Below are 26,556 nucleotides of genomic sequence, written 5' to 3'. Positions count from 1 at the left end.
AGGCCCGAGGCAGGGGCGCGGCTCGGGAGCTCCGCGGCCGGGGCCGGGGGCTGCTCGACGGGGGTGCGGCGGGCCGGCAGCGGGGCTGCGGGCTCGACGACGGGAGGCGTCCAGGCGTCCTCGGCCCGGACCTGGGCCGCGCCGGCCAGGGCGTCGGCCCGCGGGGCGAGCGGGATCGAGGGGGCCGCGGCCGCGTCGTCCTGCTCGCGGTGCTCGCGCCGGGTGCTCGGGGCAGGCGCGTCGGCGTCGGCCCCTCGCGAGCGGCGTCGGGGCAGGCCCAGGCCGGTCTGGCCGTCGGTAAGGGCGTTGAGGTCGACCTCCTGCGCCGGGTTCTCGGCCGAGCCGAGGCTGCCGGGGGCGACGTCCTGCACGCCGGCCGGGACCGGCGCCCAGGCGGGCTCGGGGGCGGCGGCGGGAGCGGGCGGTGCGGCGGGGGCCGCCGGCGGCGCGGCGATCTGCTCCGGGCTCGGAGCGGCAGGCAGGGCGGGGCTCTGCGCGGGGGGCAGGGTCGCCGCGGTGTGGGCCGGCGCCGTGGGCGGGAGGCTCGAGGCGTCGACGAAGAGCGAGACGGGGAACCGGACGGTGGCGAGGGTTCCCGTGCCGGAGGGCCCCTGGGCGAGCTCGACGATCGCCCCGAGTCGGTTGGCGATACGCCCGACGACGAACAGGCCGAGGCGCTGGGCTCCCAGCACGTCACCGGCCGAGGTCGTACGGATCTTGTTGTTCGCGTCGAGGATCTCCTCGGGGGTCATGCCGAGGCCCTGGTCGAGGACCGTGACGAGCACGTGGTGCTCGTCGACCCCGGTCGAGACCTGCACCGGGGTGCCTGGGTCGGAGAAGACCGTGGCGTTCTCGAGCAGCTCGGCCAGGAGGTGGGCGGCCGGCAGGGCCGTGTGGCCGAGCATCGTCGGGTCCACGGGCAGGTCGAGCTGCACCCGCTCGTAGTGCTCGATCTCCGAGGAGGCGGTCCGGATGACGTCCGAGGTCGGCAGGGTCTCGCGGAGCCGGCGACCCGTGTCGATGCCGGCGAGCACGAGGAGGGACTCGGCGTTGCGGCGCATCCGGGTCGCGAGGTGGTCGAGGCGGAAGAGGTCCGCGAGGGTCTTCGGGTCCTCCTCGGAGCGCTCGAGGGCGTCGATGAAGGACAGCTGCCGGTTGAGCAGCACCTGGTCGCGACGGGCCACGTTGACGAACATCTCGGCGATCGACCCACGCAGGGCCGCCTGCTCCTGGGCCACCTGGATGGTCGTGGAGTTGACGTCGTTGAACGCGGTCGCGAGCTGCCCGATCTCGTCCCGCGAGGTCACCGGGATGTGAGCCAGGGTGAGGTCGGGGCCCTGGCCGGGGATGGCCACCTGGTCGACCAGGCGCGGCAGCTCCTCGCGGACCTCGCCCGCGGCCCGGGTCAGGCGGCGCAGCGGGTTGACGATCTGGCGGGCGATGGTGAGCGCCACCGCGATCGAGACGACGACGGCGAGCACGGTCAGCGAGATGGTCAGGACGGCCGTGCGCAGCGCCGCGGCGGCGACCTCGTCGGCCTGGGCCTCCTCGGCCGCGGTCAGCTCGGCGACGACCGGGTCGTACAGGTCGATCTGCGCCTGGGAGGTCGCGGTCCACTGCGCGGGGTCGATGAAGCTGAGGTAGTTCTCCTGGCCCGAGGTCGCGAGGCTGCGGAAGTTGCCGTACGTCTGCAGGCCGGTGACCAGGCCCGGGACCTCGATGCCCAACTGGAGCTGGTTGACGGTCAGGATGGCCGACTCCTGCTGGATGTCCGTCGCGGGGAAGAGCGCGGCGAGGAGCTGCAGGTCGGGGCCCGAGCGCGCGGAGCCCTCGAGGACCTGACCGCCGAAGACCTGCTCCTGCTCGTACTTCTCGGCGAGGCTCGCGACGGCGGTCTGGCTGGTGATGATGGCCGCGAGCTCGCGGTCGTCGAGGGCGTTCGCCACGACGTTCGGGAAGTCGGTGACCCGCTCGACGACCGTCGTGTAGCCGGTGAAGGCGACGCGCATGGTCAGGTCGCCCGAGTCGACCGCTCGGCGCAGGGTGTCGAGCTCGGTCAGCTGGTCGCGCAGGCCGGTCACGGCACGGTCCGTCAGCGCTCCGAGCTCGATCTCGGCCGCCTCACGCGAGGCGGCGCCGATGGCGTCGTTCGTCGTCGCACGGACGCGTCCCAGCTCAGCACTGGCGTCGGCACGTTCCTCGGGCGCAGCGGTCACGACCGCGAGGGTCGCCGCGCGCTCGGCCTGCATGGCCGCCGTGAGCTCGCGGGTGCGGTCGAGGGCGCTGAGGAGCTGGGTGACGGTCCGTGAGGTCTGGACGTCATCGATCGCCTGGAGACTGACGGCGCCGGCGAGGACGAACAGCACGAGGACAGGCACGGAGAGGGCTGCGAGGACCTTTCCTCGGATGCCGAGCCTGCGAAGCATGGTGTCTCCTTCACTGTGCGGAGTGCGCACTGCCGCACGAGGTGCTGGATGACGGCTGGGGACCGGGGTTAGAACCCGCCGTCGCACAGTCATCGGCTCGGAGGGCCCCTGGCATGAGGCCTATTCACAAACTCGTCGACCGCAGCACACCATATCGGGGCATTTTCACCCGGCTGCAAGACTCGCCTCATGAGAGCTGTCGTCATCTCCTCCTCCGGGGGGCCTGAGGTCCTCACCCCGGCCTCCCTGCCCGACCCTGCGGCGGGCCGTGGCGAGATCGTCCTCGACGTGGCGGCCGCCGGGATCAACAACGCTGACCTGCTGCAACGCGCCGGCCACTACCCGCCCCCGGCGGGCGCCCCCGACTGGCCGGGGCTCGAGGTCTCGGGCACCGTCGCCGAGATCGGGCCCGACGGCGGGCCGTGGCGCGTCGGTGATCGCGTGGTCGCCCTGCTGGACGGCGGCGGCTATGCGAGCCGCGTCGTGGTGCCCGCCGCGCAGGTGCTGCCGCTGCCGGACGGGGTCGACCTGGTCGACGGTGCCGCCCTGCCCGAGGCCGCGTGCACCGCGTGGTCGACCCTGCGGGCCGCGCGGCTGGCCCCCGAGGAGTGGCTGCTGGTGCACGGGGGCTCGGGCGGGGTCGGCTCCTTGGCCGTCCAGCTCGGCACGGCCCTGGGTGCTCACGTCGTCACGACGGCAGGCGGGCCCGAACGAGCGGCCCGCTGCCTCGGGCTCGGTGCGGTCGCCGCGGTCGACCACCGCAGCGAGGACTTCGTGGACCGCTGCCGGGAGCTGACCGGCGACCGCGGCGTCGACGTCGTGCTCGACGTCGTCGGGGCCGCCTACCTGGGACGCAACCTCGAGGTGCTGGCGACCGGCGGGCGTCTCGCGGTGATCGGCCTGCAGAAGGGGCGACGGGCCGAGCTCGACCTGGGTGCCCTCCTGGCCCGCCGTGCCACCGTGCTGGGCACGACCCTGCGCTCGCGCCCTCCCGCCGAGAAGGCCGCGATCGTCGCGGAGGTGCTCGAGCACGTGTGGCCGCACGTGCTCAGCGGCGCCGTGCGGCCCGTGGTCCACGAGCGTCTCCCGCTCGAGGACGCCGCGCGCGCCCACGAGCTCATGGCCGCCGGCGAGGTCTTCGGCAAGCTCCTGCTGGTCCCCTGACCTCGGTCGGCCCAGCAGACCGCTGACCCGCCTCGGCCCGGCAGGCCGTCAGCCCAGCAGGCCCCGCGCGAGGGCCGGGGCCAGGGTCGGGGTGAGCGGCAGCCGTGGGATGAGGGTCGCCTGGACCGCGTGGTAGAGGTCGGCCTTGCCGGCCCACGTCGTGGTGGACACCTGGTGGTCGGGGGCGAGCTCGTGCCACCACGAGCCACCCTCCAGGTCGAGGAGGTGCTCGGCCGCGTAGTCCCACCACTGCTGGTACCAGTCGTCGTAGCGCGCGTCCCCGGTGGCGGCGAACAGCGCCGCGGCGGCGCCCAGGGCCTCGCACAGCACCCAGTGCATCCGCTCGCGCACGACCGGGCTCCCCGACCAGTCCACCGTGTAGACGAACCCCGGAGCCCCGTCGACCTGCCAGCCCTCGCGGACGGCGGCGTCGACCAGGCCGACGGCGTCCTCGAGCATCCAGGTGGGCGGGGTGTCCCCCCGGGCCTCGAGGGCGGCGCGCACGTGCAGGGCGAGACGCGCCCACTCGAGCCAGTGCCCGACGGTCGCCCCGTACGGCCGGAAGGGGTGAGCCGGGGAGTCGACGTTGTAGTCGAGCAGCGGCTGCCACGCGGTGTCGAAGTGCTCGGGCAGGCGCCACTGGTTCCCCCGCGCGAACCCGTGGACCACCCGCTCGGTGATCCGCGCCGCGCGGTCCAGCCAGGCCCGGTCCCCCGTGACGTCAGCGGCCGCGAGGTACGCCTCGACCGTGTGCATGCCGGCGTTGACCCCGCGGTAGTCCTCGCAGGTGGTGAAGGTGCGGTCCCAGGACTCGACCACCATCCCGGCCTCCTCGTCCCAGAAGTGCGCGAGCGAGACGGCGAGTGCCTCGTCGAGCAGCCCTCGGGCCCCGGTCCGGCCGGCGGCCGCGGCGCTCGCCGTCGCGAGGACCACGAAGGCGTGCGGGTAGGCCCCCTTGTCCGTCTCGGTGGGCCCCTCCGGCCCGACGGCGGCGAACCAGCCCCCGTGCTGGGTGTCGCGGAACGGACCGTCCAGGGCCGCGAGCCCGTGGTCGGTCAGCGCCCCGGCCCCTGGTCGCCCGAGCAGGGCCGCGAGGGAGTTGACGTAGGTCATCCGGCAGGTGATCCACAGCGCGGTGTCCCGGTCCGTCTCGAGCCGCCCGCGCTGGTCGAGCCAGCCGAAGCCCTGCGGGGTGCGCGCGGCCCTGCCGAAGTCGAGGAGGCGGTCGGTCTCCCCCTCGAGCCAACGGTGGTGCGCGGGGGAGGTCAGCCAGGACATCGCATCTCCTTCGGGGCGGGCGGCCGTCTCAACCTAGCGGGCGCCTGTGGGCGGGGCGGGGACAATGGGGCCATGAGCGACCAGCCCGTGCCCCCGAGCGATCCCGCCGACACCCCGCCCGCACCCGCCGGGTCGGCCGAGGCGGTTGCGGCGGCCGCGGACCCCACCGTCGTCGGGCAGCCCGCGAAGGTGATGCGGATCGGGACCATGATCAAGCAGCTCCTCGAGGAGGTGCGCAGCGCCCCGCTCGACGAGGCCGCCCGGGGGCGCCTGGCCGAGGTCCACGCACGGTCCCTGCGCGAGCTCGAGGACGGCCTCTCCCCCGACCTGGTCGACGAGCTGCGACGCATCAGCCTGCCCTTCCCCGAGGACTCGAGCCCCTCGGAGGCCGAGCTGCGCATCGCCCAGGCCCAGCTCGTCGGCTGGCTCGAGGGCCTGTTCCACGGCCTGCAGGCCGCGCTCGTGGCCCAGCAGATGGCGTCCCAGGCACAGGTCGGTCAGAGGCGTCGGGCACTGCCACCGGGGTCGATGCCGGGGGGCCTCGACGGGCACGGCGCGGGCGCCGGTCCGGGCCAGGCGGGGCCGTCGCACCGGGCCGACGGCGCAGGCCGGGAGGAGCGCCACCCCGGGCAGTACCTCTGACGGCGCTCCTGCCCACCACCCGGGCCCCTGCGCCACGGCTCGGCACCGCTGGTCGGGCCGTGGCTCAGGCGGGAGGTTCGGCGAGCCGTGGGCGGCGCCGCACCGAGGTGAGCGCGATCGCTGCCGAGACGAGGACGAGCCCGACGAGCTCGACCCCGTGCGGCCACTGGCCGAGCACGACCGCGCCGACCACGGCCGCCGTCGCGGGGAGCAGGGCGAGGAGCACCGCGAAGGTCGCCGGGCTCACCGTGCGGAGCACCAGCTGCTCGAGGCCGTAGGGCACCACCGAGGAGAGCACCGCGACCACCACGAGGGCGAGGGCCAACCGCCACGAGGCCAGGGCCGGGGCGGCGGTCGCGGCGAGGAAGGGGGCGAAGGCGAGGGAACCGATGGCCATCGCGACCGCGAGCATCGTCACCCCGTCCCCCCGCACGGCCACCCGGCGTCCCAGCAGGATGTAGCCGGCCCAGCAGGCCGCCGCGATCCCGATCGCCACGAGCCCGATCACCACGCCGTCCCCGCCGAGGGTCAGGGTCACCCCGGCCAGGAGCACCACGCCCACGGCGGCGAGGCCGATACCGACCCGCTCGCGCCACCCGCTGCCCGTGATCGCGGCGACCGCCACCGGCCCGATGAACTCGATGGCCACCGCGGTGCCCAGGGGCAGGTGCTCGATCGCGACGTAGAACGAGATGTTCATCGCGGCCAGCACCACCCCGAAGAGCGCGACCGCGAGCAGGTCGCGCCTGGTCCAGGTCATGCGCCAGGGGCGGCGCCAGAGCAGCAGCACGAGGGCCGCCACCACGAGCCGGGACCAGGCGACCCCGGCGGCAGCCATCTGCGCGAAGAGCCCGACGGCGACCGCAGCCCCGCCGTACTGGGTCAGACCCGAGACGACGAAGAGGGCCGGGGCGGGGACCCGGCCGACGGCCCCTGCCCCTGAGGTGCGCACCCGAGCACTATGCCCGACCGCCTCACCGCCGAGGGCACCCGGCGCCGGCCCGCACGCGACGACGCCCCACCCCTGGTGCCGGGGTGGGGCGTCGTCGTGCCGTCTGGGGTGTGCGCGTCAGCCCTTGACGGACCCCGCGAGCAGCCCGCGCACGAAGTAGCGCTGCAGCGACAGGAAGACGATGACCGGGACGATCATCGAGATGAAGGCGCCGGCCGAGAGCAGGTGCCACGTCTGCCCACGGGTGCCTGCGAGCTCGGCGATGTGCACCGTGAGCGGCCGGATGTCCTGCGAGGAGCCGAAGACCAGAGCCACGAGCAGGTCGTTCCACACCCAGAGGAACTGGAAGATGGCGAAGGCCGCGATGGCCGGCATCAGCAGAGGAAGCAGCACCTGGAAGAAGATCTTCACGTGGCCCGCTCCGTCGACGCGCGCCGCCTCGACCAGCGACTTCGGGATGTCCTTCATGAAGTTGTGCAGCAGGAAGATCGCCAACGGCAGCGCGAAGATCGAGTGCGAGAGCCAGACCGTCCAGAACGACCCGGCCAGGCCCCAGTCGTTGTAGGTGCTGAGCAGCGGGATGAGGGTGATCTGGATCGGCACGATCTGCAGGGCGAAGACCGCGACGAAGAGCAGCTCGCGCCCCTTGAAGTCGATCCACGCGAAGGCGTAGGCCGCGAGCAGAGCGAGGCTGATCGGGATGAACACGGCCGGCAAGGTGATCACCAACGAGTTGATGAAGTAGTCGACCATCCGCGTGGACCCGGTCATGGCGTCCTGGTAGTTCTGCAAGGTGAAGGACGGGCTCGTGACGACGTTCCACCAGCCGTCCTGCCGGATGTCCGCGGACGGGCGGAACGAGGTGACCAGGAGGCCGAAGGTCGGGACGGTCCACATGATCGCGATCACGATCGCGATGCCCGAGGCCCACGGGCTGCTCAGGCGCTCCTTGGCGATCGCGCCGCGGCGGGGGCGCGACACCTTGCCGCGCCCGTTCCCGCCCGGCCCGAGGGACGCGCCGGGGTCCGTCTCGCCGGGGACCCGCGTGGCGATGGTCTGAGGGGGAGGTGGGGTCGTGGTCATCGGATCTCCTCCGAGATGCGCATCTGCCGGACGTTGTAGATCACGATCGGGATCACGAGGACGAACAGGATCACCGCGAGAGCGGCCCCGAGCCCGGCGTTGAGCTGGCGGAAGCTCTGCTCGTAGAACTCGTTGGCCACGACGGAGGTGCCGAAGTTGCCGTTGGTCATGGTGCGGACGATGTCGAACACCTTGAGGGTCGCCATCGCGATCGTGGTGAGCACGACCACCAGTGCGGGGCGGATGCTCGGGATCGTGATGTACCGGAACATCTTGATCCCGGTCAGCCCGTCGAGGCGGGCGGCCTCGACGATGTCGTCGGGGATGGCGCGGATGGCCGCCGCCAGGATCGTCATCGCGAAGCCGGCCTGGATCCAGACCATGACGATGATGAGGAAGAAGTTGTTCTCCGGGCTGTCGAGGAGGAACTGCTTGGTGTCCAGCCCGACCATGACGAGCAGCTGGTTGAGCAGACCGGTCTGCTCGGCGCTCGTCTGCTTGTAGTCGTACATGAACCGCCAGATGATGCCCGCGCCGACCATCGAGATGGACATCGGCAGGAACATCAGCGTCTTCGCGAACTTCTCGAACCGGGTCCGGTCGACGACGACGGCGTAGATCAACCCGATGAGTGTGGCGAGCACGGGGACGAGCAGCACCCACAGCGCGGTGTTGCGCAGCACCAGCTGGAACTGGCTCTGCGTGAACGCCTGGATGTAGTTGTCCATCCCGATGAACTCGCTGCCGTTCCGGTTGAAGAACGACGAGTAGATCGTGCGGAGCGCGGGGTAGATGAGACCGAAGGTGATCGCGGCGAGCGCAGGGCCGACGAACGCCACGGTGACGAGCCAACCGGGTGCGCGCCGGCTGCGGTCGACCAGGGCGAGGATGCCGCCCATCACGCCGACGAAGAGCAGGATCGCCACCACCATCAAGGCGAGCTTGTGCCCGGCACCGTCAGCGTCGAGGAGCCACTCGCGGACCGGCCGCGTGTAGTACTCGATCCACAGCCCGGCGTTGTTCAGGATCTCGTCCACTCAGTCCTCCGTTGGCCCGGGCGCGCACGCGCCGGTCGGGATCGAAGCAGGCGGAGCGGCGGAGCCGCCCCAGGTCGGGGTGTGAGACCGCGGCAGGGGCTGCCCGGTGGGAGCAGCCCCTGCCGCGGACAGCTCATCACGGCCAGGCGGCCTCGATGTCGTCGAGAACGGCGGCGTTGTCCTTGTCGCTCGCGATCCAGTTGACCATCTCGGTCCAGAAGGCCGAGGTGCCGATCTCACCAGGCATGAGGTCGGAGGCGTCGAAGCGGAAGGTCGCGCTCTCGTCGGCCAGCTGCTCAGCCGAGAGCCGGTCGATGGGCGAGGCGTACAGCGTCGTGTCCTGGTCGGAGTTGGCCGAGACCCACCCACCCGTGGTGTGCAGCGGGATCTTGGTGTTCACCCACTCCGGGCTCGTCAGGTAGGCCTGGAAGGCAGCAACCTCAGGACGGTCCGCGAAGGCCACGGTGAACTCGCCGCCACCGAGCACGGGGCGCTCGTCGGTGCTCATCGCGGGGAAGTAGAACGCGAAGACGTCGCCGTCCTCGGCCACGGTCGTGCCCGGCTGGGCGGACTCCCAGTTGGCCGCGTAGAACGAGGCCTGACGGTGCATCCAGCACTCACCGTCGAGGATCGGGAAGCCCGCGTCGGCGAACGGGGTCGAGGCGATGGACTGGACGTCGCCGTACCCGGCGTTGACGTAGTCCGGGTTCTTGAGGATCGAGCCGACCGCCTCGAGGGCCTCGGCGACCTGCGGGTCGTTGAAGGGGATCTCGTGGCTCAGCCACTGGTCGTAGACCTCGGGACCAGCGGTGCGGAGCAGGACGTCCTCGAGCCAGTCGGTGGCCGGCCACCCCGTCGCGTCACCGGACTCGATGCCTGCGCACCAGGGCGTCCCGCCGTCGGCGACGATCTGGTCGGAGAGAGCGATGAGCTCGTCCCAGGTCTGGGGGATCTCGTAGCCCGCGTCACGGAACATGGACGGCGAGTACCAGACGAAGGACTTGACGTTGGCGCCCAGGGGCGTCCCGTAGAACGTCCCGTCGACGCTGCCGTACTCCCGCCAGGACGGGTCGTAGTACTCCGCGACGTTGGACTGGGCGAGCTCGCCCACCTCGACCGCGGCGTCGGGGAAGTCACGGACCAGGCTCGCCATCAGGCCCGGCTGGGGGATGTAGGCGATGTCGGGGGCGTTCCCCGACTGGAGCCTGACCGGGAGCTGAGCCTCGAACTCGCGCGAGCCGTCGTACTCGATGGTCGCGCCGGTGCAGTCCTCGAAGGGCACGTAGGAGTCGATGTGCGGCTGGTCCTCGGGGGCCGTGATCGAGGTGTAGACCGTCACGGTCGTGCCGGAGAGGTCGCCGTACTGCTCGAAGGCCTCGCAGCCCTCGGCGATCTCGCGGTCACCGTCGTCGCCGGCGTTGTTGTCCTCGTCCGACGGCGGCGGGGTGCACGCCGCGAGGGTGAGGGCGAGGGCGGCGAAGCCCCCGACCGCGGCCACGGATGCCCCGCGGCTCCTTCTGCTGATCATGGTGGTCCTCCACGTCGTTGTGGGCGTCCTGCGCCCGCGGGCTGTCCCCACACCGGCGTCGAACAGCACGCGGCGTCGGGCACTCCCGCTATGCAAGCGCTTACAGCGACCTCGAGGCAAGTGGTTCCGGCTACGTACCAGGCACGAGGTCGTAACAATTCGGTCACGAGCCCGGGGCGCCTGCGCTCTGCGGGAGCGCTCCCACCCTAGCGCTTCCGCGAGCCTCCGGGGAACGCCCTGGCCCGCTCGGATGTCAGACGTCGGGCTGCGGCGGGACGGGTGCACCCCGGGGCGACGGGATGCCGGCCCTCCGCGGCGGAGCCGTCGAGCTCCGGACGAGCAGCTCGGTCGGCACCACCAGCTCGCGCGGCGGGACCACCCCGGCGATCATGTCCAGGACCAGCTGGGCCGCCATGGCCCCCTGCTCGGGGGCGGGCTGCACCATCGTCGTCAGCCCGACCAGCTCACCCAGGTCGTGCCCGTCGATCCCGACCACCGAGACGTCGTCGGGGACGCGCAGCCCCAGGTCACGGAGGGCGAGCACCGCGCCCATCGCCATCTCGTCCGAGGCGACGAAGACGGCGGTGACGTCGGGCCGGGCCTCGACCAGCCGGCGCATCGAGGCCCGCCCGCCCTGCACGTCGAAGCCGCCGTGCACCATGAGGTCCTCGCTCACCTCGAGCCCGGCGCCCTCCAGGGCGGCACGCCACCCGGCCTCGCGCCAGATCGGCGGGGACCACGGGGCGACGTCGTCGGGGGAGCCCGTGATGTGACCGATGGTCCGGTGCCCCAGGTCGATGAGGTGCTGCGTGGCCTCGACCGCGGTCGTGTGGTCGTCCAGGCGCACCGTGACCTGACCGAAGCCGCCCCAGCCGATGCAGACCAACGGGTGGCCCAGGGCCAGCAGGGCCTCGACCTCGTCCTCCTCGAGGGGCAGGCCGACCACCAGCACGCCGTCCACACGGCGGCGCAGCACGTCGGCGTCGACCCGCACCCGACCCTCGGCCCCGCGCAGCTCGAAGGTGTAGAGCAGGACGTCGAACCCCTGGGACCGCAGCGCACGCTCGGCCCCCTCGATGACGTTCGAGAAGTACCAGCGGTTGACCATGGGGCTGATCAGACCGATCGTCCGGGTGCGCCCGGAGGCCAGGCTCGCGGCCGACGGCGAGGCGACGTAGCCGAGCTGGGCCGCGACCCGCCGCACCCGCTCACGGGTGTCGTGGTTGACGTTGGGCAGACCTCGCAGGGCGCGCGAGACGGTCGCGGTGGACACGCCAGCGGCGCGGGCAACGTCGTCGATGCCGGAGGCCATGGCGGCTGATTCTGCTCCTGGGCGGGGGGTTCGTCCACCGAGCCCGTGGGGGCGACGCTCGGGGACGGACCGGTGGAGGCGCCCCCGCCTGCTCAGAGCAGCGAGCGCAGCACCGTCGCGGCGCCGTCCTCCTCGATCGAGCCCGTGACCTCGTCCGCGGCGGCCTGGACGGCCTCGCCCGCGTGGCCCATCGCCACCCCCCGGGTGGCCCAGCGGAGCATGTCGAGGTCGTTGCTGCCGTCCCCGACGGCCACCGTGCCGGCCGGGTCGACGTCGAGGGCGCTGCGCACGATCTCCAGCGCGCTGGCCTTGGTCACCCCGGCCGGGGCGACGTCCATCCACGCCGTCCAGCCGATCGCGTAGGTGACCTCCGAGAGGCCCGTCCGGGCGACCAGCTCGTGGAACTCCTCGGGGGTGTGGCCGGGGCTGCGCACCACGAGGCGGGTCACGTGACGGCCCGCGAGGTCCTCGAGATCCACGACCTCCTGCACCCCGGAGAGCTCACCGTCGGGGAAGGGCTTGTTCATCCGGAAGCCGACCCCCACCTCCTCGACCGCGAAGTGCGCCTCGGGCATCTCGCGGGCCATGAGGCGCAGGGCCGGGCCGGGGTCGAAGGTGATCACCTCGTGCACCACGTAGCCCTCGGGCAGTGCCGGGTCCAGGCGCACCGTGACCGACCCGTTCGAGCACACCGCCCAGCCGTGCTCGATGCCGAGCTCGGTGGCGACGGGGACCGTCGCGTGCACCGAGCGCCCCGTGGCCAGCACCACGTGGTGCCCGGCCGCACGCACCGCGGCGACGGCCTCCCGGACCCCGTCCGCGAGATCCCCCTCGTAGGTGAGGAGGGTCCCGTCGATGTCGAGGGCGACGAGCAGCGGGCCGCTCACGCGGCAGGTCCCGGGGTGAGGACCTCGAGGCCGCCCAGGTAGGGCCGCAGCCCCTCGGGCACCCGCACCGAGCCGTCGGCCTGCTGGTGGTTCTCGAGGATCGCCACGATCCAGCGCGTGGTGCCCAGGGTCCCGTTGAGGGTCGCGACCGTCCGGGTCTCCCCCTCGGCCGTCCGCTCGCGCACCCCGAGGCGCCGGGCCTGGTACGTCGTGCAGTTCGAGGTCGAGGTGAGCTCGAGCCACCGCTGCTGGCTCGGCAACCAGGCCTCGCAGTCGATCTTGCGGGCCGCGCTCGAGCCCAGGTCCCCCGCCGCGGTGTCGATCACCCGGTAGGGCAGCTCGACCAGGCCGAGCATCTCCTCCTCGAGGGCCAGCAGTCGGGCGTGCTCGTCCTCGGCGTCCTCGACCGTGGTCCAGCTGAACATCTCGACCTTGTGGAACTGGTGCACCCGGATGATGCCGCGGGTGTCCTTGCCGTACGAGCCCGCCTCGCGCCGGTAGCAGGCCGACCACCCCGCGTAGCGCTGGGGCCCGGCGCCCAGGTCGAGGATCTCGCCCTGGTGGTAGCCCGCGAGCGCGACCTCCGAGGTGCCCACGAGGTAGAGGTCGTCGGCCTCGAGCCGGTACACCTCGTCGGCGTGCGAGCCCAGGAACCCGGTGCCCTGCATCACCTCGGGCTTGACCAGGGTCGGGGTGATCATCGGTGTGAAGCCGTGCGCCAGGGCGCGGTCCATGGCCGCGGTGAGCAGCGCCAGCTCGAGCCGGGCGCCGACCCCGGTCAGGAAGTAGAACCGCGCCCCCGAGACCTTGGCCCCGCGCTCGGTGTCGATCGCCCCGAGCCGCTCACCCAGGTCGAGGTGGTCGCGGACGGTGAACTCCGGGCCCATCTCGGCGGCGAAGTCTCGCGGGGTGCCCACGTGGCGGAGCACGGCGTAGTCCTCCTCGCCGCCCCCCGGCACGCCGTCGATCACCACGTTGCCGATGCGCAGCAGCACCTGGTCGAGCTCGGCCGCGGCGGCCTCCGACTCGGCCTGGGCGGCCTTGACCTGCTCGGCGAGCGCCTTGCCGCGGGCCAGCAGCTCGGCCTTCTCCTCGCCCTGGGCCTTGGCGACCTGCTTGCCCAGGCCCTTCTGCTCGGCGCGCAGCTGCTCGAAGTCCGTCAGCGAGGCACGCCGACGCTGGTCGAGGTCGAGGGCCTGGTCCACCAGGGAGGGGTCGTCACCCCGCAGCCGCTGGCTCGCACGGACGACGTCGGGGGTGTCCCTCAGGAGGCGCAGGTCGATCACCCCCCGAGCGTATCGACCGCGTCCACGCCTGCCGAGCCGATTCACCAGGTGAGGCCGGGGCGCGGGCCGTACGGTGTCGCCATGGAATGGGTCGCCTGGGTGAGCGTCATCGCCGCACTGCTCGCTGTCGTCGCTATCACTCTCGCGATCCTCAACCGTCGGGCCCTGGTGGGGCACGGGGTGCCGGTCAAGCCCTCCGCCGCGGGACCGGGCGCCCCGGGATCGGCCGGGGGCAAGGACGACGCCGCCCACACCCAGGTCGCCTTCGTCGCCAACCCGACCAAGCCGGGCGTCCCTGCCTTGCGCGATGCCGCCGTCCAGGCCTGCGCAGCGCGCTACCTGCCCGAGCCGATGTGGTTCGACACCACGGTCGACGACCCGGGCATCGGCCAGGCGCGGGACGCGGTGGCCGCCGGGGCCCAGGTGGTCATCGCCGTCGGTGGCGACGGGACCGTGCGTGCGGTCGCCGAGGGGCTCACGGGGACGGACGCCGCGATGGGTCTGGTCCCCCAGGGAACGGGCAACCTCCTCGCCCGCAACCTCGACCTGCCGCTCAACGACGTCGACGCGCTGCTGCGGATCGCGCTCACGGGGCACACCCGGGCCATCGACGTCGGATGGATCCGCGTCGTGCGTGACGAGACCGAGGTCGCCGACGACATCGCCGAGGCCGACCCCGCCGCCGTCGTCCCCGAGGAGACCCCGCCCGACGCCGCCGAGCCCTCGCGGGACCACATCTTCCTGGTGATCGCCGGGCTGGGCTTCGACGCCGCGATGGTCGCCGACACCGACGAGGACCTCAAGGCCAGGGTCGGCTGGATCGCGTACTTCGTCGCGGGGATCAAGCACCTGAGCGGTCGACGGATGCGCCTCGAGATGCGGCTCGACGACGGCCCCTGGCGGCCGTTCCGGCTGCGCAGCCTGCTGTTCGGCAACGTGGGGCGGCTGCCCGGCGGCATCACCCTGCTCCCCCAGGCCGTGATCGACGACGGGATCCTCGACATCGGTGCGATCGACACCCGCGGTGGGATCGCCGGCTGGGCCCAGCTGCTCGGCGAGGTGGTGTTCCAGCGCTTCGGCATCAGCAACGACCTGCCCAACAAGATCGGCAAGATCGACCACCTGCAGGCCCGTGAGGTCCGCGTGCGGTCACGCGAGCCGCAGCAGCTCCAGGTCGACGGCGACACGATCGGCTCGGCCCTCGAGGTCTCCGCGCGGGTGGACCAGAGGGCGCTGCAGGTCCGCGTCCCCTGATCGGTGGGCTCAGCCGGTGGTACCGGCCCGCAGCCCCTCGAGCCAGGCCCGCGCCGCGGTGAAGTCGGCGTCGGACGTGCCCGGCCGCAGGTCCCCGTGCGGGGCGTCGACCCGCGGGTAGGAGCCCAGGAAGCGCACGTGCGGGCACATCCGGTGCAGGCCCATGAGCGCCTCGGCGACCCGCTCGTCCTCGACGTGCCCCTCGGCGTCGACCGAGAAGGAGTACCTGCCCAGGGAGTCCCCGATGGGCCGGGACTCGATCCGCGAGAGGTTGACCCCCCGGGTCGCGAGCTGCTCGAGCATCTCGAGCAGGGCGCCGGCCTGGTTGCTCGGCAGGTGCACCACGAAGGTGGTCTTGTCCGCCCCGGTGCGCGCCGGCATGTCCCCCGGGCGCCCGACCACGACGAAGCGGGTCACGGCCCTCTCGTTGTCCGCCACGTGGGTCGCGAGGGTCGCGAGCCCGTAGTGGTCGAGGGCCGACGGCGGCACGAGGGCCGCCTCGAAGGGCAGGGCCTCCGCGGAGCCGCTCAGCAGCGCCGCCGGGGCCGTGTTGGAGGTGGCCGGCACGTGCACGACCTCGGGCAGGTGCGCGGCGAGCCAGCGACGGCACTGGGCCCAGGCGTGCGGGTGGGCCGAGATCCGGCGGACGTCGCTCAGCGCGGTACCGGCCCGGGCCGCGAGGCTGAAGGTCACCGGCACGAGGACCTCGCCCAGCAGGACCAGCCGCTCACCGCTCGCGAGGGTGTCGAGGACCGCGTTGACCCCGCCCTCGATCGAGCTCTCGATCGCGACGACCGCGAAGTCCGCGATGCCGGACCGGACCGCCTCGATGGCCGAGACGACGTCGACCTGGGGCAGGTACTCGGCCTCCTCGGGGGAGGCGACCTGGCGCAGGGCGGCCTCGGTGAAGGTCCCCGCGGGACCGAGGTAGGCGTAGCGCGGGCGCCCGGGGGCCTGCTGGCCGGTCATCGTGCCTCCTCCGCGAGCCCCCGTGCGCGGCCTCGGCCGATCGAGGTGGGCAGGGCGTCGCCGCGCCCGAGACTAGTGCGCCCGTAGGCTTGCCCGATGCCCCGTCCACCCGCGCTGCTCGGCGTTCTCGTGCTGCTGATGGGCATCCTGCTGCCCGCATCGGGCGCGACGGCCGCCCCGGCAGCCACCCCGCTGGCCGTCGACCCCGCCGAGACCCAGGGCCAGCAGGAGGGCCCCGCCGTCGTGCTCGTAGGCACCGCGGGGCTGCGCTGGGACGACGTGCACACCCTGTCGACACCGGCGCTGTGGGACCTCTCGCGGGACGCCTCGATCGGCACCGTGGCCGCGCGCAGCATCCGCTCCTCCGCCTGCCCCGCGGACGGCTGGCTGGCGGTCTCGGCCGGGTCCCGGGCCGGTGACCTGCCCGGCGAGGGCTACGGCGAGTGCCGCACCCTGGTCACCCCCCTCGCCGGTGGCGCCGTCCCCGGGTGGGACTCCTACGAGGCCTCGGCCGCCGAGGAGAGCTACGACCCTGTGCTCGGGCTGCTCGGCCAGACCCTCGACGACGCCGGCGTCCCCGCGACGGGCTTCGGCCCCGGGGCTGCCATCGCGCTCGCCGACCAGCAGGGCCAGGTCGTCGGCGATCACCTGCCCGTGCCGGCCGACGCCGCCGGGCTGACCGACGCGGTCGGCACCGCCCTCGAGACCTCCCGCCTCGTGGTGGTCGACGCCGGGACCGTGCGGGACACCGGCCGCGCGACCATCGCCCGGCGCGACAGCCTCCTGGGCATCGAGACCGAGGACGACCCTGCGCAGGACGAGGCCTCGGCGGACGAGGAACCCCTCGAGCCCGCGCCCACCGGGGAGGAGCCCGCCGGCCCCGACGTCATCAGCGAGCCCACCCGCGCCGAGCAGGTGCAGCCCGTGGACGCACGCGTCGGGGCGGTGCTGGAGGCCGCCCACCGGGCCGACCAGGAGGTCGTCGTCCTCGTGGTCTCCCTCGCCGACTCGGGCACGGTCGCGCGCATGCAGCTCGCGGCGGCCCTCGGCCCGGCCCCGGGGGGCGGCGAGTACCGCGAGTCCCTGCTCGCCTCGAGCTCGACCCGCCAGGACGGCATGCTCCAGACCACCGACGTGACGCCGACCCTGCTGCACCTGCTGGACCTCAGCGACGAGGTGCCCCTGGGGGCGCTCGTCGGTGCGCCCGTGCGGCCGGTCCCGGCCGCCGAGAGCGCCAACGCACGCTTCACGGCCGTGCTCGACATCGACCAGCACTCCCTCGCGGTGCGGCCCCTCACCCCGACCTCGTACACCCTGCTCATCGTCGTGAACCTGGTCTTCTACGCCGTCGTCACCCTCGGGCTCAACGCCCGCGTGATGGGTGCGACACGGCGCCTGGTCGCGCGGCTGCGCCCGGGGCGACCCGCGCGGACCGAAGGCCTCATCAGGCACCCCCGCGCCGTCCTGCACGGGCTGCGCACGGCCGGGGTCGTGGTCGGCTCCTTCCCCGTGGCCACCATGCTCGCGAACCTCTCGCCCTGGTGGCGCGCGCCCTCCCCCGGGTGGGCCCTCACGGGCCTGGTGGCGGGGTGGATGGTCGCGGTCTCGGCCGTGGCCCTGCTGCCCCGCTGGCGGTCGCCCCTGCTGGCCCCCGCCGCCGTGGTCGCGAGCGCGACCGCGCTGGTGCTGCTGATCGACGTGATGCTGGGTGCGCCGCTGCAGATCTCGGCCCCGCTGGGCGTCCAGCCCGTGGTGGCTGGTCGGTTCTACGGCTTCAACAACACCGCCTTCGCCCTGTTCGCGGCCTCGGTGCTGATCTCGGCGGTCGCCGTGGCCGACCCCTTGGTGCGTGCCGGCCGACGCCGCCTCGCGGGGGTGCTGGTCGGGGTGATCGGTGCCGTGGCCACCGTGGTCAACGGCATGCCCGGGCTGGGCAGCGACTTCGGTGGCCCCCCGGCCCTGGTGCCCGCCTTCGCGATCCTCGCCCTCATGGCCGCGGGGGTGCGGTTGTCCTGGTGGCGCGTGGTCGGGGTGCTGGGCGGCGCTGCCGTCGTGGTCATCTCCTTCGCGGTGATCGACTGGCTCCGACCGGCCGCCGAACGCACGCACCTCGGACGCTTCGTCGAGACCGTGCTCGACGGCGGCGTGTGGGGGGTGGTGAGCCGCAAGCTCGCCCAGAACCTGGCGAACCTGGGTGGCACCTGGCTGACCCTGCTCGCCATCGCGGGGATCGCCCTGGTGGTGCTCGTGCTGGTGCGACCGCTGCGCTTCGCGGCGAGCGCCCCCGACGGCGGACCCTTCGGATGGTTGTCCTCGGGGGCTCCGCTGACCTCCTTGGGCACCGAGGCACCGATGCTGCGCCCCGGGGTCATCGCGCTGGCGATCGCCCTCGGCATCGGCTTCGCGGTCAACGACTCGGGGATCGTCATCCCCGCGCTGGGGGTCTCGATCGCGGTCCCGCTGCTGGTCACGATCTGCGCGAGCTGGTTGCTCGAGATGCGCGCCAGGCGCACCGAGCCGGTCGGGGCTGCGGACCCGGCCTAGCCCTTCTTGCGGACCGTGAGGGCGCGACCGGCGCCCCGGGCCACGCCGCGCATCCGCCGGGCGTTCACGGCCATGAAGACGTCGCGGTACTGGGCGGCACGGTGCATCTGGCCGCGGAAGTCCGTCCCGGAGGGCCGGTGGCGCAGGTCGCAGGGCACCTCGACCGCGACGAAACCCTTGGTCAGCAGGTCGATGGTCATGCCGGTCTCGACGCCCCAGCCACGGGCGAGCGGGGTGGCTGCCTCGAAGGCCTCCCGGGTCAGGCACCGCATGCCCGAGAGGGGCTGGGTCGGCGTCCACCCGGTCATCGCCTGGATCGAGCGGCGGGCCAGGCCCACCACGATCCCTCGGCCGCCGGCTCCGGGCTGGGGCGGCAGCACCGCGATGGACACGTCGGCCGTCCCCTCGAGCACGGGCTGCACGAGCGGGGTCGCGTTGACCGCGGACTCCCCCAGGTCGCCGTCGATGAACAGCAGCAGACGCGCCGGGCGGTCGGCCGTGTCCCGCATCGCGACGACGGCGGCCCCGGTCTCCATGGCCGAGGCCTTGCCCCGGTTGTGCGAGTGGCGGACCACCACGGCCCCCGCCTCGCGGGCCACGTGCTGGGTCGCGTCCTCGCTGCCGTCGTCGACCACGAGCACCAGGTCGACGTTGGGGATGGCGCGCGCCGCGCGGACGGTCGGGGCGATCCGGCGGGACTCGTCCTTGGCGGGGATGACGACGGCCACCCGCTGCTTGGGGGCGACGGAACCGCTGCCGCTGGTGCGTCGTCCGCGTGCTGAGGTGGCCACGACCCCACCCTAACGATGCTCCGCGGACTCGTCATCATCACGCCACGTGATGGTCAACGAGGAGTCACCCGGAGGGCATCACCGCAGGGTGAGCTGCCTCGCGACGAGCCCGGCCCGGGCACGCCGCTCGTTGGCGTCGAGCGGCCCCTCGACCGCGAGGGCCTCGGCCAGACGCCCGCCGAGGGCCTGCACCGGCTCCTCGAGCTCGGCCGCCTCGGTGCCGGGGGCGAGGTCCCACACGGGGACCAGCACCCCGCAGGAGCGGAAGGCGCCGATGAACTTGCCGACCGAGCCCTGGTCCCCCAGGCCCGACTCGCGCCGCACGTGCAGCCGGGCGAGGGCGTCGAGGAAGTCCTGCTCGTCGTGGGGCACGGCCCAGCGCAGGTACTCACGCTCCCCCATGCGCGCCCAGTAGGCGGCGTCCACCGACGTGAGGCGGTGCGTGGGGATGATGGTCTCGTTCATCTGCTCGAGGGCGGGGCCGACGTCGGGCCCCAGGTCCGTGCCGCCCTCGGTCCAGAAGTCGAAGCCCTGGTGCACGGTGACCTCGAAGGGCACGTCGAGGTCCAGCACGTCCTGCAGCCGGGGTCCGGGCTCGGGCAGGGGGGCCGAGGTGATCGGGGTGCCGGCGGGGAGCTCGAGGGCCCGCAGCAGCAGGTCGGCGAGGTCCCGCGAGGCGTCGCCCGAGCCGGCGTGCTGCTGCAGGGCGATCATGATCGTGCCGTCCGCGCGGTGCAGGGCGGGCCACGCCATGGGCAGCACCGTCGCCACGACCACCTCGCGCGCGCCGTGCTCCGCGGTGGTGCGGGCGGTCCCGGTCGCTGCCGGCACCACCTCGCGCATCGCCACCCAGTCGGGCTCACCGGGAAGCCCCTCGAAGGGGCGCAGGACGAAGTCGACGGTCGCTCTCTTGGCCATGGCCGCGAGGTTACCCGCAGGGCCCGACCCCGTGCGCGGGGCGCCCCTCTGGTGCGAGGATCGAGCCATGCACCCGCGCGCCGGAACACCTGCCCTGCCCGAGGACCTCATCGACGTCGACGCCGTCGTCGGCGCGTACTACGACCGGCACCCCGACGTCGACGACCCGGCCCAGCAGGTCGCCTTCGGCACCTCGGGCCACCGGGGCGCGAGCCTCGACAGCGCCTTCAACGAGGACCACATCGTCGCGATCACCGCGGCCATCGTGGAGTACCGGCGCGCGCAGGGCACCGACGGCCCGCTGTTCATCGGTCGCGACACCCACGCCCTGTCCGAGCCAGCCTGGCGGACGGCCCTCGAGGTGCTCGCCGCGGCCGAGGTGCAGGTCCACGTCGACGCCCGTGACGGCTACACCCCGACCCCCGCGGTCTCGCACGCGATCCTGCTGCACAACGGCGCCGCGACCTCGGAAGGGGTGCGGACCTCGGGCGGGGCGGGGCTGGCCGACGGCATCGTCGTCACCCCCTCGCACAACCCGCCGCGCGACGGCGGCTTCAAGTACAACCCGCCGCACGGCGGGCCCGCGGGCTCGGAGGCCACCGGGTGGATCGCGGACCGGGCCAACGAGCTGCTGCGCCAGGGCATCGGCTCGGTGCGCCGGGTCAGCGTCGAGACCGCCCTCGCCGCCTCGACCACCCTGCGCCACGACTACACCAGCGCCTACATCGCGGACCTGCCCAACGTGCTGGACCTCGACCTGGTGCGGGCCAGCGGGGTGCGGATCGGCGCCGACCCGCTCGGCGGCGCGGCGGTCGCCTACTGGGGCGAGATCGCCGAGCGTCACGGGCTGGACCTCACGGTCGTGAACCCCGACGTCGACCCGCGCTGGTCCTTCATGACCCTGGACTGGGACGGCAAGATCCGGATGGACTGCTCCTCCCCCTCGGCGATGGCCTCCCTCGTCCAGACGATGGCCGGGACGGCCGGCGCCGGCGCCCCCTTCGACATCGCGACCGGCAACGACGCCGACGCGGACCGGCACGGCATCGTGACCCCCGACGCGGGCCTGATGAACCCCAACCACTACCTCGCGGTCGCGATCAGCTACCTGTACGGCGGCGGCCGCCCGGGCTGGCCCACGAGCGCCGCGATCGGCAAGACCCTCGTCTCCTCCGCCCTGATCGACAAGGTCGCGGCGGACCTCGGCCGGACCCTGCTCGAGGTCCCGGTGGGCTTCAAGTGGTTCGTCCCCGGGCTGCTCGACGGGTCGGTGGGCTTCGGCGGCGAGGAGTCGGCGGGGGCCTCGTTCCTCCGGCACGACGGCAGCGTGTGGACCACCGACAAGGACGGCATCCTGCTGGCCCTGCTGGGGGCCGAGATCACCGCCCGCACCGGCCACTCGCCCTCCCAGCTGCACGCAGGGCTGGTCGAGAAGCACGGCGAGTCCTGGTACGCCCGGGTCGACGCCCCCGCGACCAGGGAGCAGAAGAAGGCCCTGGCCTCGCTGCGCCCCGAGCAGGTCACCGCCTCGACCCTCGCCGGCGAGGAGATCACCGCCCGGCTCACCGAGGCCCCGGGCAACGGGGCGGCCGTCGGCGGCCTCAAGGTCACCACGCCGAACGCCTGGTTCGCGGCCCGCCCCTCGGGCACCGAGGACGTCTACAAGGTCTACGCCGAGTCCTTCGTCTCGGCCGAGCACCTCGGCGAGGTCCAGGCCGCGGCCCAGCAGCTCGTCACCGAGACCCTGGGCTGATCGACGCGGACAGCTCGGCGCGGAACTGCTCGGCCGGGACCGGCCGCGACCACAGGTACCCCTGGCCGGCCTGGCACCCCAGCCGCTTGAGCTCGTCCGCCTGGGCCTGGGTCTCGACGCCCTCGGCCACCAGGTCCAGGCCCAGCGCCTCGCTGAGCCGCAGCAGGGTCGTGACGATCGCGCGGCTGCGGACGTCCTCGAGCATGGTGCTGACGAAGCCGCGGTCGATCTTGACCATCGACAGGGGCAGCTCGATCACCCGGGTCAACGGGCTGTACCCGGTGCCGTAGTCGTCCGCCGCGAGGCCGATACCCGCTCGGCGCAGGCCGGCGAGGTCGGCCAGCAGGGTGTCGCTGACCTCGTCGAGGTAGGTCTCGGTGAACTCGAGCACCAGACGCTCGGGGGCCAGCCCCGTCTCGGTCAGCACGCGACGCACCTCGTCGACGAACCCCGGCTCGTCGAGCTGCCGGGCCGAGACGTTGACGTGCACCGCAGGGGCCGCGCCGTCGCACAGCGTGGGCCAGGTCGCGGCCTCGGTGCAGGACCGCTCGAGGACCCACGCCCCGATGCGCGGCATCAGTCCCGAGCTCTCGGCGACGTCGAGCCACTCCCCCGGGGCGAGCAGGCCGCGCTCGGGGTGGTTCCACCGCACGAGGGCCTCGGCGGCGACCGGGAGACCGTTGTCGAGCTCGATCACGGGCTGCAGGTAGACCTCGAGCTCCTCCCGCTCGAGGGCGGCCCGCAGCTCCTTCTCGACCCGGACGGCCCGGAGCACCCGGGCCCGGTGCTCGTCGGAGAACACCACCACCCGTCGCTTGCCCTCGGCCTTGGCCGCGTACATCGCCGAGTCGGCGTCACGGAGCAGGTCGTCGGGGGAGGTCCCCGTCACGCCCCAGGCGATGCCGATGCTCACACCGAGGCTGAAGGAGTGGCCGCCGACGTGCACGGGGGCCATCAGGGCGTCGAGCACGGCCGTCGCGAGCTCCTCGGCCTCGGCCGGGGTCCCGACCTGCGGCCGCAGGACGACGAACTCGTCCCCGCCGAGCCGCGCCGCGACGTCCTCGGGCCGCAGCAGGGAGGTGAGCCGCTCCGCGACCTCGACGAGCACCGAGTCCCCGCCGGGATGCCCCGTGGAGTCGTTGACGTGCTTGAAGTCGTCGAGGTCGCAGTAGAGCAGCACGGCCCCCGAGCCGTCCGCGGGGAGGGTCCGCAGGGCGAGGTCGATCCGGTCACGCAGCAGGGTGCGGTTGCCCAGCCCGGTGAGGCCGTCCTGCAGGGCCTGGGCCGTCAGCCGCTCCTCGGCGGCCCGCCGTGCCGTGACGTCGACCATCTGGCCGACGAACATGCCCTCGCCGTTGGCATCCGTGAGCGGGGACAGGGCGACCTCGACCCAGCGGGTGCTGGTCTCGACGCCGAGCGCGACCTCGCCGTGCCACCCGGGGAGGTTGCCCGCGTGCATCTCCCGGACGGCGTCGGCCACCACGGTCCGGTCCCCGGCCTCGAGCCGCGCGGTCCACGACTCCCCCACCAGCTCCGGCTCGGTCCCCCCGAGGATCCGCGCGGAGACGGCGTTGAGCTCGACCACCTCGAGGCCGTCGGTCGCGTGCGGCCGTCCCGCCGTCCGGGGCGCCGGGAGGTGCAGGTCCTCGCTCGTCCGGCGCAGCAGCAGCATGCCGAGCAGCGCCTCGGAGAACCCCTCGCGGAACAGCCGTTCGCTGGCCTCGACCCGCTGCAGCACGGCGCGCCGCTGGGCCACCGACACCGCGAGGGGCAGCACCACGAGGGCCGAGACCACCAGGTACGCCTGGACCAACGAGGCGGTCACGGTCGCCCCGCCCCCCAGGTTCCACGCGAACGGCCCCCCGCCGAAGCGGTTGAGGACGCTGACGAGCACGGCGAGGACCACGAGTTGGATGGTCACCGTGCGGGTACCCAGCCGCAGGGCGCCCCACACGAGGAAGGGCATCGTCAGGAACGTGACGGGCAGGGCCTGGTCGGGACGGAAGATCAGCGCGGAGACCCCGAGCAGGGCCACCCACTGCACCAGTCCCTCGGCCCGGCTGCCCGCCGCCCGCGGGGTCAGCACCCGCAGCCCGAGGGGAACGGTCACCAGGATCGCCGCGCCATGGCTCGCCATGACCGTGCGGGCCGTGATCCAGGGATCGCCGTCGGCCAGGATCGCGACGGTGGCCGCTGCACCGAGACCCATGACGAGGCCGCCCAGCAGGGTGCCCGTCATCAGCCGGAAGACGTCCTCGAGGGTCATCAGTCGAGGTCGCGCGCGACCGCGCAGCAGCCATGCCGCGACCACCCAGGCCTCGAGCGCGTTCGACAGGCCGAAGCCCAGGGCGACCGGCCACTCGCGCCCGGCCACGGCGTTGGCGACGCCGCTCGCGACGGCGACCGTCAGCACGACACCGAGCCGTCGCCGACGAGGGGCCCACGCCACCGCGAGCACCGACAGCCCCGCGGCCGGCCACCACGCGGCCACCCGGTTGTCCACCGGGGCGAGGCTCACCGCGACGTAGGCGAGCAGGAAGACCGCCGCCCCGAGGAGCACCATCACGACGGGACCGAAGCCCAGCACCCACCGGGTCAGGCGCGAACCGTGGGAGGTCTCGACGGTCTCGACCACCGGAGCGGCCCGAGGGGCGGGCGCGACGAGGCGACCCTGCCTGCGCCCGATCGCCATCGTTCGGGCCCTCCCTCCCTCGGCCGTCCCCCGCGGGAGACATGCTGGTGGCATCCTTCCACGCGGCACCAGCCCCCGCCCCGGGTGAACCTGCGCCCGCCCGCCGGCCACGCTGCGAGAATGGCCCCGTGCTCCAGCCCTATCGCGAGATCCTCGCGCACCCCGGTGCGCGGGCCTTCTCGTCGGCCGGGGTGCTGGCGCGGCTGCCCATCTCGATGGTCGGGATCGGGATCATCCTCATGGTCTCGGAGGTCTACGGCTCCTACGGGCTGGCCGGCCGGGTCTCGGCGGCCTACGTCGTCGCGCACGCCGTGTGCGCCCCGCAGCTCGCCCGGCTCGTGGACCGGCGGGGGCAGGCCCGGGTGATGCGCCCCGCCCTGGTGGTCGCCTCGGTCGGCCTGACCGGGCTGGTCCTCACCGCCTCGGCCGAGGGCCCGACCCTCGCGCTCTACGCCTGGGCCGTGCTGGCCGGGGCCACGACGGGCTCGATCGGCGCCCTGGTCCGCGCGCGCTGGTCGAACCTCCTCTCCGACCCGCGCGGCCTGCACACCGCCTACTCCCTCGAGTCGGCCCTCGACGAGATGCTCTTCGTCATCGGACCGGTCCTGGCGACATACCTGGCGACCACCGTCGTGCCCAGCGCGGGCCTGCTGGTGCCGCTCGTCGGCCTGCTGGTGGGCGGCATGCTGCTGCTCGCCCAGCGCGGCACCGAGCCACCCCTGGTCGAGCGGGACCCCGCTCAGCCGCACCGGTTCGTCATGCGCTCGGGCGGCATGGTGCTGGTGGCCGTGGTCTTCGTCGCGGTCGGGGCGATGCTCGGCGCGACCGACGTCGCGACCGTCGCCTTCGCCGAGGAGCAGGGGGCCAGGTCCGCCGCCGGGGCCATCCTCGGCACCTTCGCCCTGGGCTCGATGATCTCGGGGCTGGGGTACGGGGCCCGGCACTGGTTGAGCCCGCTGTGGCTGCGCTTCGCGATCGGGGTGGTAGCCCTGGCCGCCGGCGTCTCGCTCTTCCTCCTCGTCACGAGCCTGCCGGTGCTCGCCGCGGTGATGTTCGTGACGGGGTTCGCGATCGCCCCGACCATCATCAACGGCAACGGCCTGGTGCAGCACTTCGTCCCGCGGCGCCAGCTCACCGAGGGGCTGGCGTGGCTCGGCACCTCGCTGGGCCTGGGCCTGTCCGCCGGGGCCTCGACGGCCGGGGCCCTGATCGACCGTCAGGGGGCCCACGGCGGGTTCCTCGTCGTCGTCGGTGCGGGCGGCGCCGCCGTGGTCGCCACCCTCGCCGCCCTGAGCACCCTGCGCAGCGGGACGGCGGTCCAGGACCCCGCCCCCACCACCCTCGAGCCCGGACCGGAGGCCCACCCATGACCAGCGCCGACGACGCGACCAGCCGCCCTCCCCGAGGGGCCGGGGAGGGGACGCCCGCGGACGGACCGGTCGAGCACCTCGTCGTCATGGGGGTCTCGGGCTCGGGGAAGTCGACGGTCGCCCGCCTCCTCGCCGAGCGGCTCGACCGGCCCTTCGCCGAGGGGGACGACCACCACCCGGCCGAGAACATCGCAGCGATGGAGGCCGGGACCCCGCTGACCGACGACCACCGGGCCCCCTGGCTCGTGATCCTGCGCGACTGGCTCGCCGAGCGGACGGCGGCGGGGACCAGCACCGTCATGGCCTGCTCGGCGCTGCGGGTGGCCTACCGGGACGTGCTGCGCCAGGCCCCCGGACGGGTGCGCTTCGTGCACCTGGTGGGCGAGGCCGAGCTGGTGGCCGACCGTCAGGCCGCGCGTACCGACCACTTCATGCCGACCTCCCTCATGGAGTCCCAGGTCGCCGCCCTCCAGCCCCTCGGGCCCGAGGAGGACGGGGTGAGCGTCACGGTCGAGGCGGGGCCCGAGGACGTCGCCGAGGCGGTGCTGCGCGAGCTGGCCGCGGACGACGCGCGCGAGGCCTGACCCCACCTGCGCCCGACCGGGTGACTCCCGTCACGTCCTGAGCGTGGGACCGTCCTGCGCAGGGGGTGATAAGCCGGTGGACACCT

At 73.6% G+C, this 26,556-nt stretch carries 20 protein-coding genes; 7 read left to right on the top strand and 13 right to left on the bottom strand.

What is annotated here, in order from left to right; all coding sequences use genetic code 11:
- On the bottom strand, nt 1-2,426 hold a 2,426-nt coding region (locus J4G33_RS06895), incomplete at its 3' end, for a sensor histidine kinase (protein ID WP_208055176.1).
- A 189-nt stretch (nt 2,427-2,615) separates the two neighbouring features.
- On the opposite strand from J4G33_RS06895, the gene J4G33_RS06890 reads away from it, so the two are divergent.
- A complete protein-coding gene (locus J4G33_RS06890) occupies nt 2,616-3,590 on the top strand; it encodes an NAD(P)H-quinone oxidoreductase (protein ID WP_208055175.1) in 975 nt (324 codons plus the stop codon).
- Between the two features lie 48 nt (nt 3,591-3,638).
- On the opposite strand, the gene J4G33_RS06885 is transcribed toward J4G33_RS06890, so the two are convergent.
- The gene (locus J4G33_RS06885; RefSeq protein ID WP_208055174.1) at nt 3,639-4,868 is read right to left on the bottom strand and encodes an AGE family epimerase/isomerase; all 1,230 of its coding nucleotides are present in this window, start codon (nt 4,866-4,868) and stop codon (nt 3,639-3,641) included.
- A gap of 72 nt (nt 4,869-4,940) precedes the next feature.
- On the opposite strand from J4G33_RS06885, the gene J4G33_RS06880 reads away from it, so the two are divergent.
- The gene (locus J4G33_RS06880; RefSeq protein WP_208055173.1) at nt 4,941-5,510 is read left to right on the top strand and encodes a bacterial proteasome activator family protein; all 570 of its coding nucleotides are present in this window, start codon (nt 4,941-4,943) and stop codon (nt 5,508-5,510) included.
- A gap of 64 nt (nt 5,511-5,574) precedes the next feature.
- Here the strand turns inward: J4G33_RS06880 and J4G33_RS06875 are convergent, their stop codons facing one another.
- The 7 genes from J4G33_RS06875 to serS form a co-directional block, all read right to left on the bottom strand.
- Nucleotides 5,575-6,462, bottom strand: a complete 888-nt coding sequence (locus tag J4G33_RS06875; protein WP_307793781.1) for an EamA family transporter — start codon at nt 6,460-6,462, stop codon at nt 5,575-5,577.
- 117 nt (nt 6,463-6,579) lie between these two features.
- Nucleotides 6,580-7,545 (bottom strand): carbohydrate ABC transporter permease, encoded by a 966-nt coding sequence (locus J4G33_RS06870; RefSeq protein ID WP_208055172.1) that lies wholly within the window; start codon nt 7,543-7,545, stop codon nt 6,580-6,582.
- Nucleotides 7,542-8,477 carry a carbohydrate ABC transporter permease gene (locus J4G33_RS06865; RefSeq protein ID WP_208055224.1) on the bottom strand — a complete coding sequence of 312 codons (936 nt, stop codon included), beginning with the start codon at nt 8,475-8,477 and terminating at the stop codon, nt 7,542-7,544. The genes J4G33_RS06870 and J4G33_RS06865 overlap by 4 nt, the downstream gene beginning before the upstream one ends.
- A gap of 241 nt (nt 8,478-8,718) precedes the next feature.
- Nucleotides 8,719-10,110, bottom strand: a complete 1,392-nt coding sequence (locus J4G33_RS06860; RefSeq protein WP_208055171.1) for an ABC transporter substrate-binding protein — start codon at nt 10,108-10,110, stop codon at nt 8,719-8,721.
- A gap of 253 nt (nt 10,111-10,363) precedes the next feature.
- Complete coding sequence (locus tag J4G33_RS06855) at nt 10,364-11,422, bottom strand: LacI family DNA-binding transcriptional regulator (protein WP_208055170.1); 1,059 nt, start codon at nt 11,420-11,422, stop codon at nt 10,364-10,366.
- A 92-nt stretch (nt 11,423-11,514) separates the two neighbouring features.
- Nucleotides 11,515-12,309 (bottom strand): HAD family hydrolase, encoded by a 795-nt coding sequence (locus J4G33_RS06850; RefSeq protein WP_208055169.1) that lies wholly within the window; start codon nt 12,307-12,309, stop codon nt 11,515-11,517.
- On the bottom strand, nt 12,306-13,595 hold the full coding sequence (gene serS / locus J4G33_RS06845; protein ID WP_208055168.1) for a serine--tRNA ligase: 1,290 nt from the start codon (nt 13,593-13,595) through the stop codon (nt 12,306-12,308). The genes J4G33_RS06850 and serS overlap by 4 nt, the downstream gene beginning before the upstream one ends.
- A gap of 81 nt (nt 13,596-13,676) precedes the next feature.
- On the opposite strand from serS, the gene J4G33_RS06840 reads away from it, so the two are divergent.
- Nucleotides 13,677-14,849: a diacylglycerol/lipid kinase family protein gene (locus J4G33_RS06840; protein ID WP_208055167.1), complete on the top strand. Its 1,173-nt coding sequence runs from the start codon at nt 13,677-13,679 to the stop codon at nt 14,847-14,849.
- 9 nt (nt 14,850-14,858) lie between these two features.
- Here J4G33_RS06840 and pheA read toward each other — a convergent pair whose 3' ends face one another.
- Complete coding sequence (gene pheA, locus J4G33_RS06835; RefSeq protein WP_208055166.1) at nt 14,859-15,818, bottom strand: prephenate dehydratase; 960 nt, start codon at nt 15,816-15,818, stop codon at nt 14,859-14,861.
- A 96-nt stretch (nt 15,819-15,914) separates the two neighbouring features.
- Between pheA and J4G33_RS06830 the strand changes: the two genes are divergently transcribed.
- On the top strand, nt 15,915-18,362 hold the full coding sequence (locus J4G33_RS06830; protein WP_208055165.1) for a hypothetical protein: 2,448 nt from the start codon (nt 15,915-15,917) through the stop codon (nt 18,360-18,362).
- On the opposite strand, the gene J4G33_RS06825 is transcribed toward J4G33_RS06830, so the two are convergent.
- Together J4G33_RS06825 and J4G33_RS06820 are read right to left on the bottom strand one after the other, a co-directional pair.
- Nucleotides 18,359-19,153, bottom strand: a complete 795-nt coding sequence (locus tag J4G33_RS06825) for a glycosyltransferase family 2 protein (RefSeq protein ID WP_307793780.1) — start codon at nt 19,151-19,153, stop codon at nt 18,359-18,361. The genes J4G33_RS06830 and J4G33_RS06825 overlap by 4 nt on opposite strands.
- 78 nt (nt 19,154-19,231) lie before the next feature.
- The gene (locus J4G33_RS06820) at nt 19,232-20,071 is read right to left on the bottom strand and encodes a DUF5926 family protein (protein WP_208055164.1); all 840 of its coding nucleotides are present in this window, start codon (nt 20,069-20,071) and stop codon (nt 19,232-19,234) included.
- 67 nt (nt 20,072-20,138) lie between these two features.
- On the opposite strand from J4G33_RS06820, the gene pgm reads away from it, so the two are divergent.
- Nucleotides 20,139-21,824 carry a phosphoglucomutase (alpha-D-glucose-1,6-bisphosphate-dependent) gene (gene pgm, locus J4G33_RS06815; RefSeq protein ID WP_208055163.1) on the top strand — a complete coding sequence of 562 codons (1,686 nt, stop codon included), beginning with the start codon at nt 20,139-20,141 and terminating at the stop codon, nt 21,822-21,824.
- On the opposite strand, the gene J4G33_RS06810 is transcribed toward pgm, so the two are convergent.
- Nucleotides 21,805-24,516 (bottom strand): bifunctional diguanylate cyclase/phosphodiesterase, encoded by a 2,712-nt coding sequence (locus J4G33_RS06810; RefSeq protein WP_208055162.1) that lies wholly within the window; start codon nt 24,514-24,516, stop codon nt 21,805-21,807. The two genes, pgm and J4G33_RS06810, sit on opposite strands and share 20 nt — an antisense overlap.
- A gap of 128 nt (nt 24,517-24,644) precedes the next feature.
- On the opposite strand from J4G33_RS06810, the gene J4G33_RS06805 reads away from it, so the two are divergent.
- A complete protein-coding gene (locus J4G33_RS06805) occupies nt 24,645-25,886 on the top strand; it encodes an MFS transporter (RefSeq protein ID WP_208055161.1) in 1,242 nt (413 codons plus the stop codon).
- Nucleotides 25,883-26,470 carry a gluconokinase gene (locus J4G33_RS06800; RefSeq protein ID WP_208055160.1) on the top strand — a complete coding sequence of 196 codons (588 nt, stop codon included), beginning with the start codon at nt 25,883-25,885 and terminating at the stop codon, nt 26,468-26,470. The genes J4G33_RS06805 and J4G33_RS06800 overlap by 4 nt, the downstream gene beginning before the upstream one ends.
- The last annotated feature ends 86 nt before the right edge of the window (nt 26,471-26,556 follow it).

The organism is Actinotalea soli, assembly GCF_017565425.1.
GTDB lineage: Bacteria > Actinomycetota > Actinomycetes > Actinomycetales > Cellulomonadaceae > Actinotalea > Actinotalea soli.
Note: the sequence above shows the minus strand (reverse complement) of the source record. Positions and strands in the feature narration are given on the sequence as shown.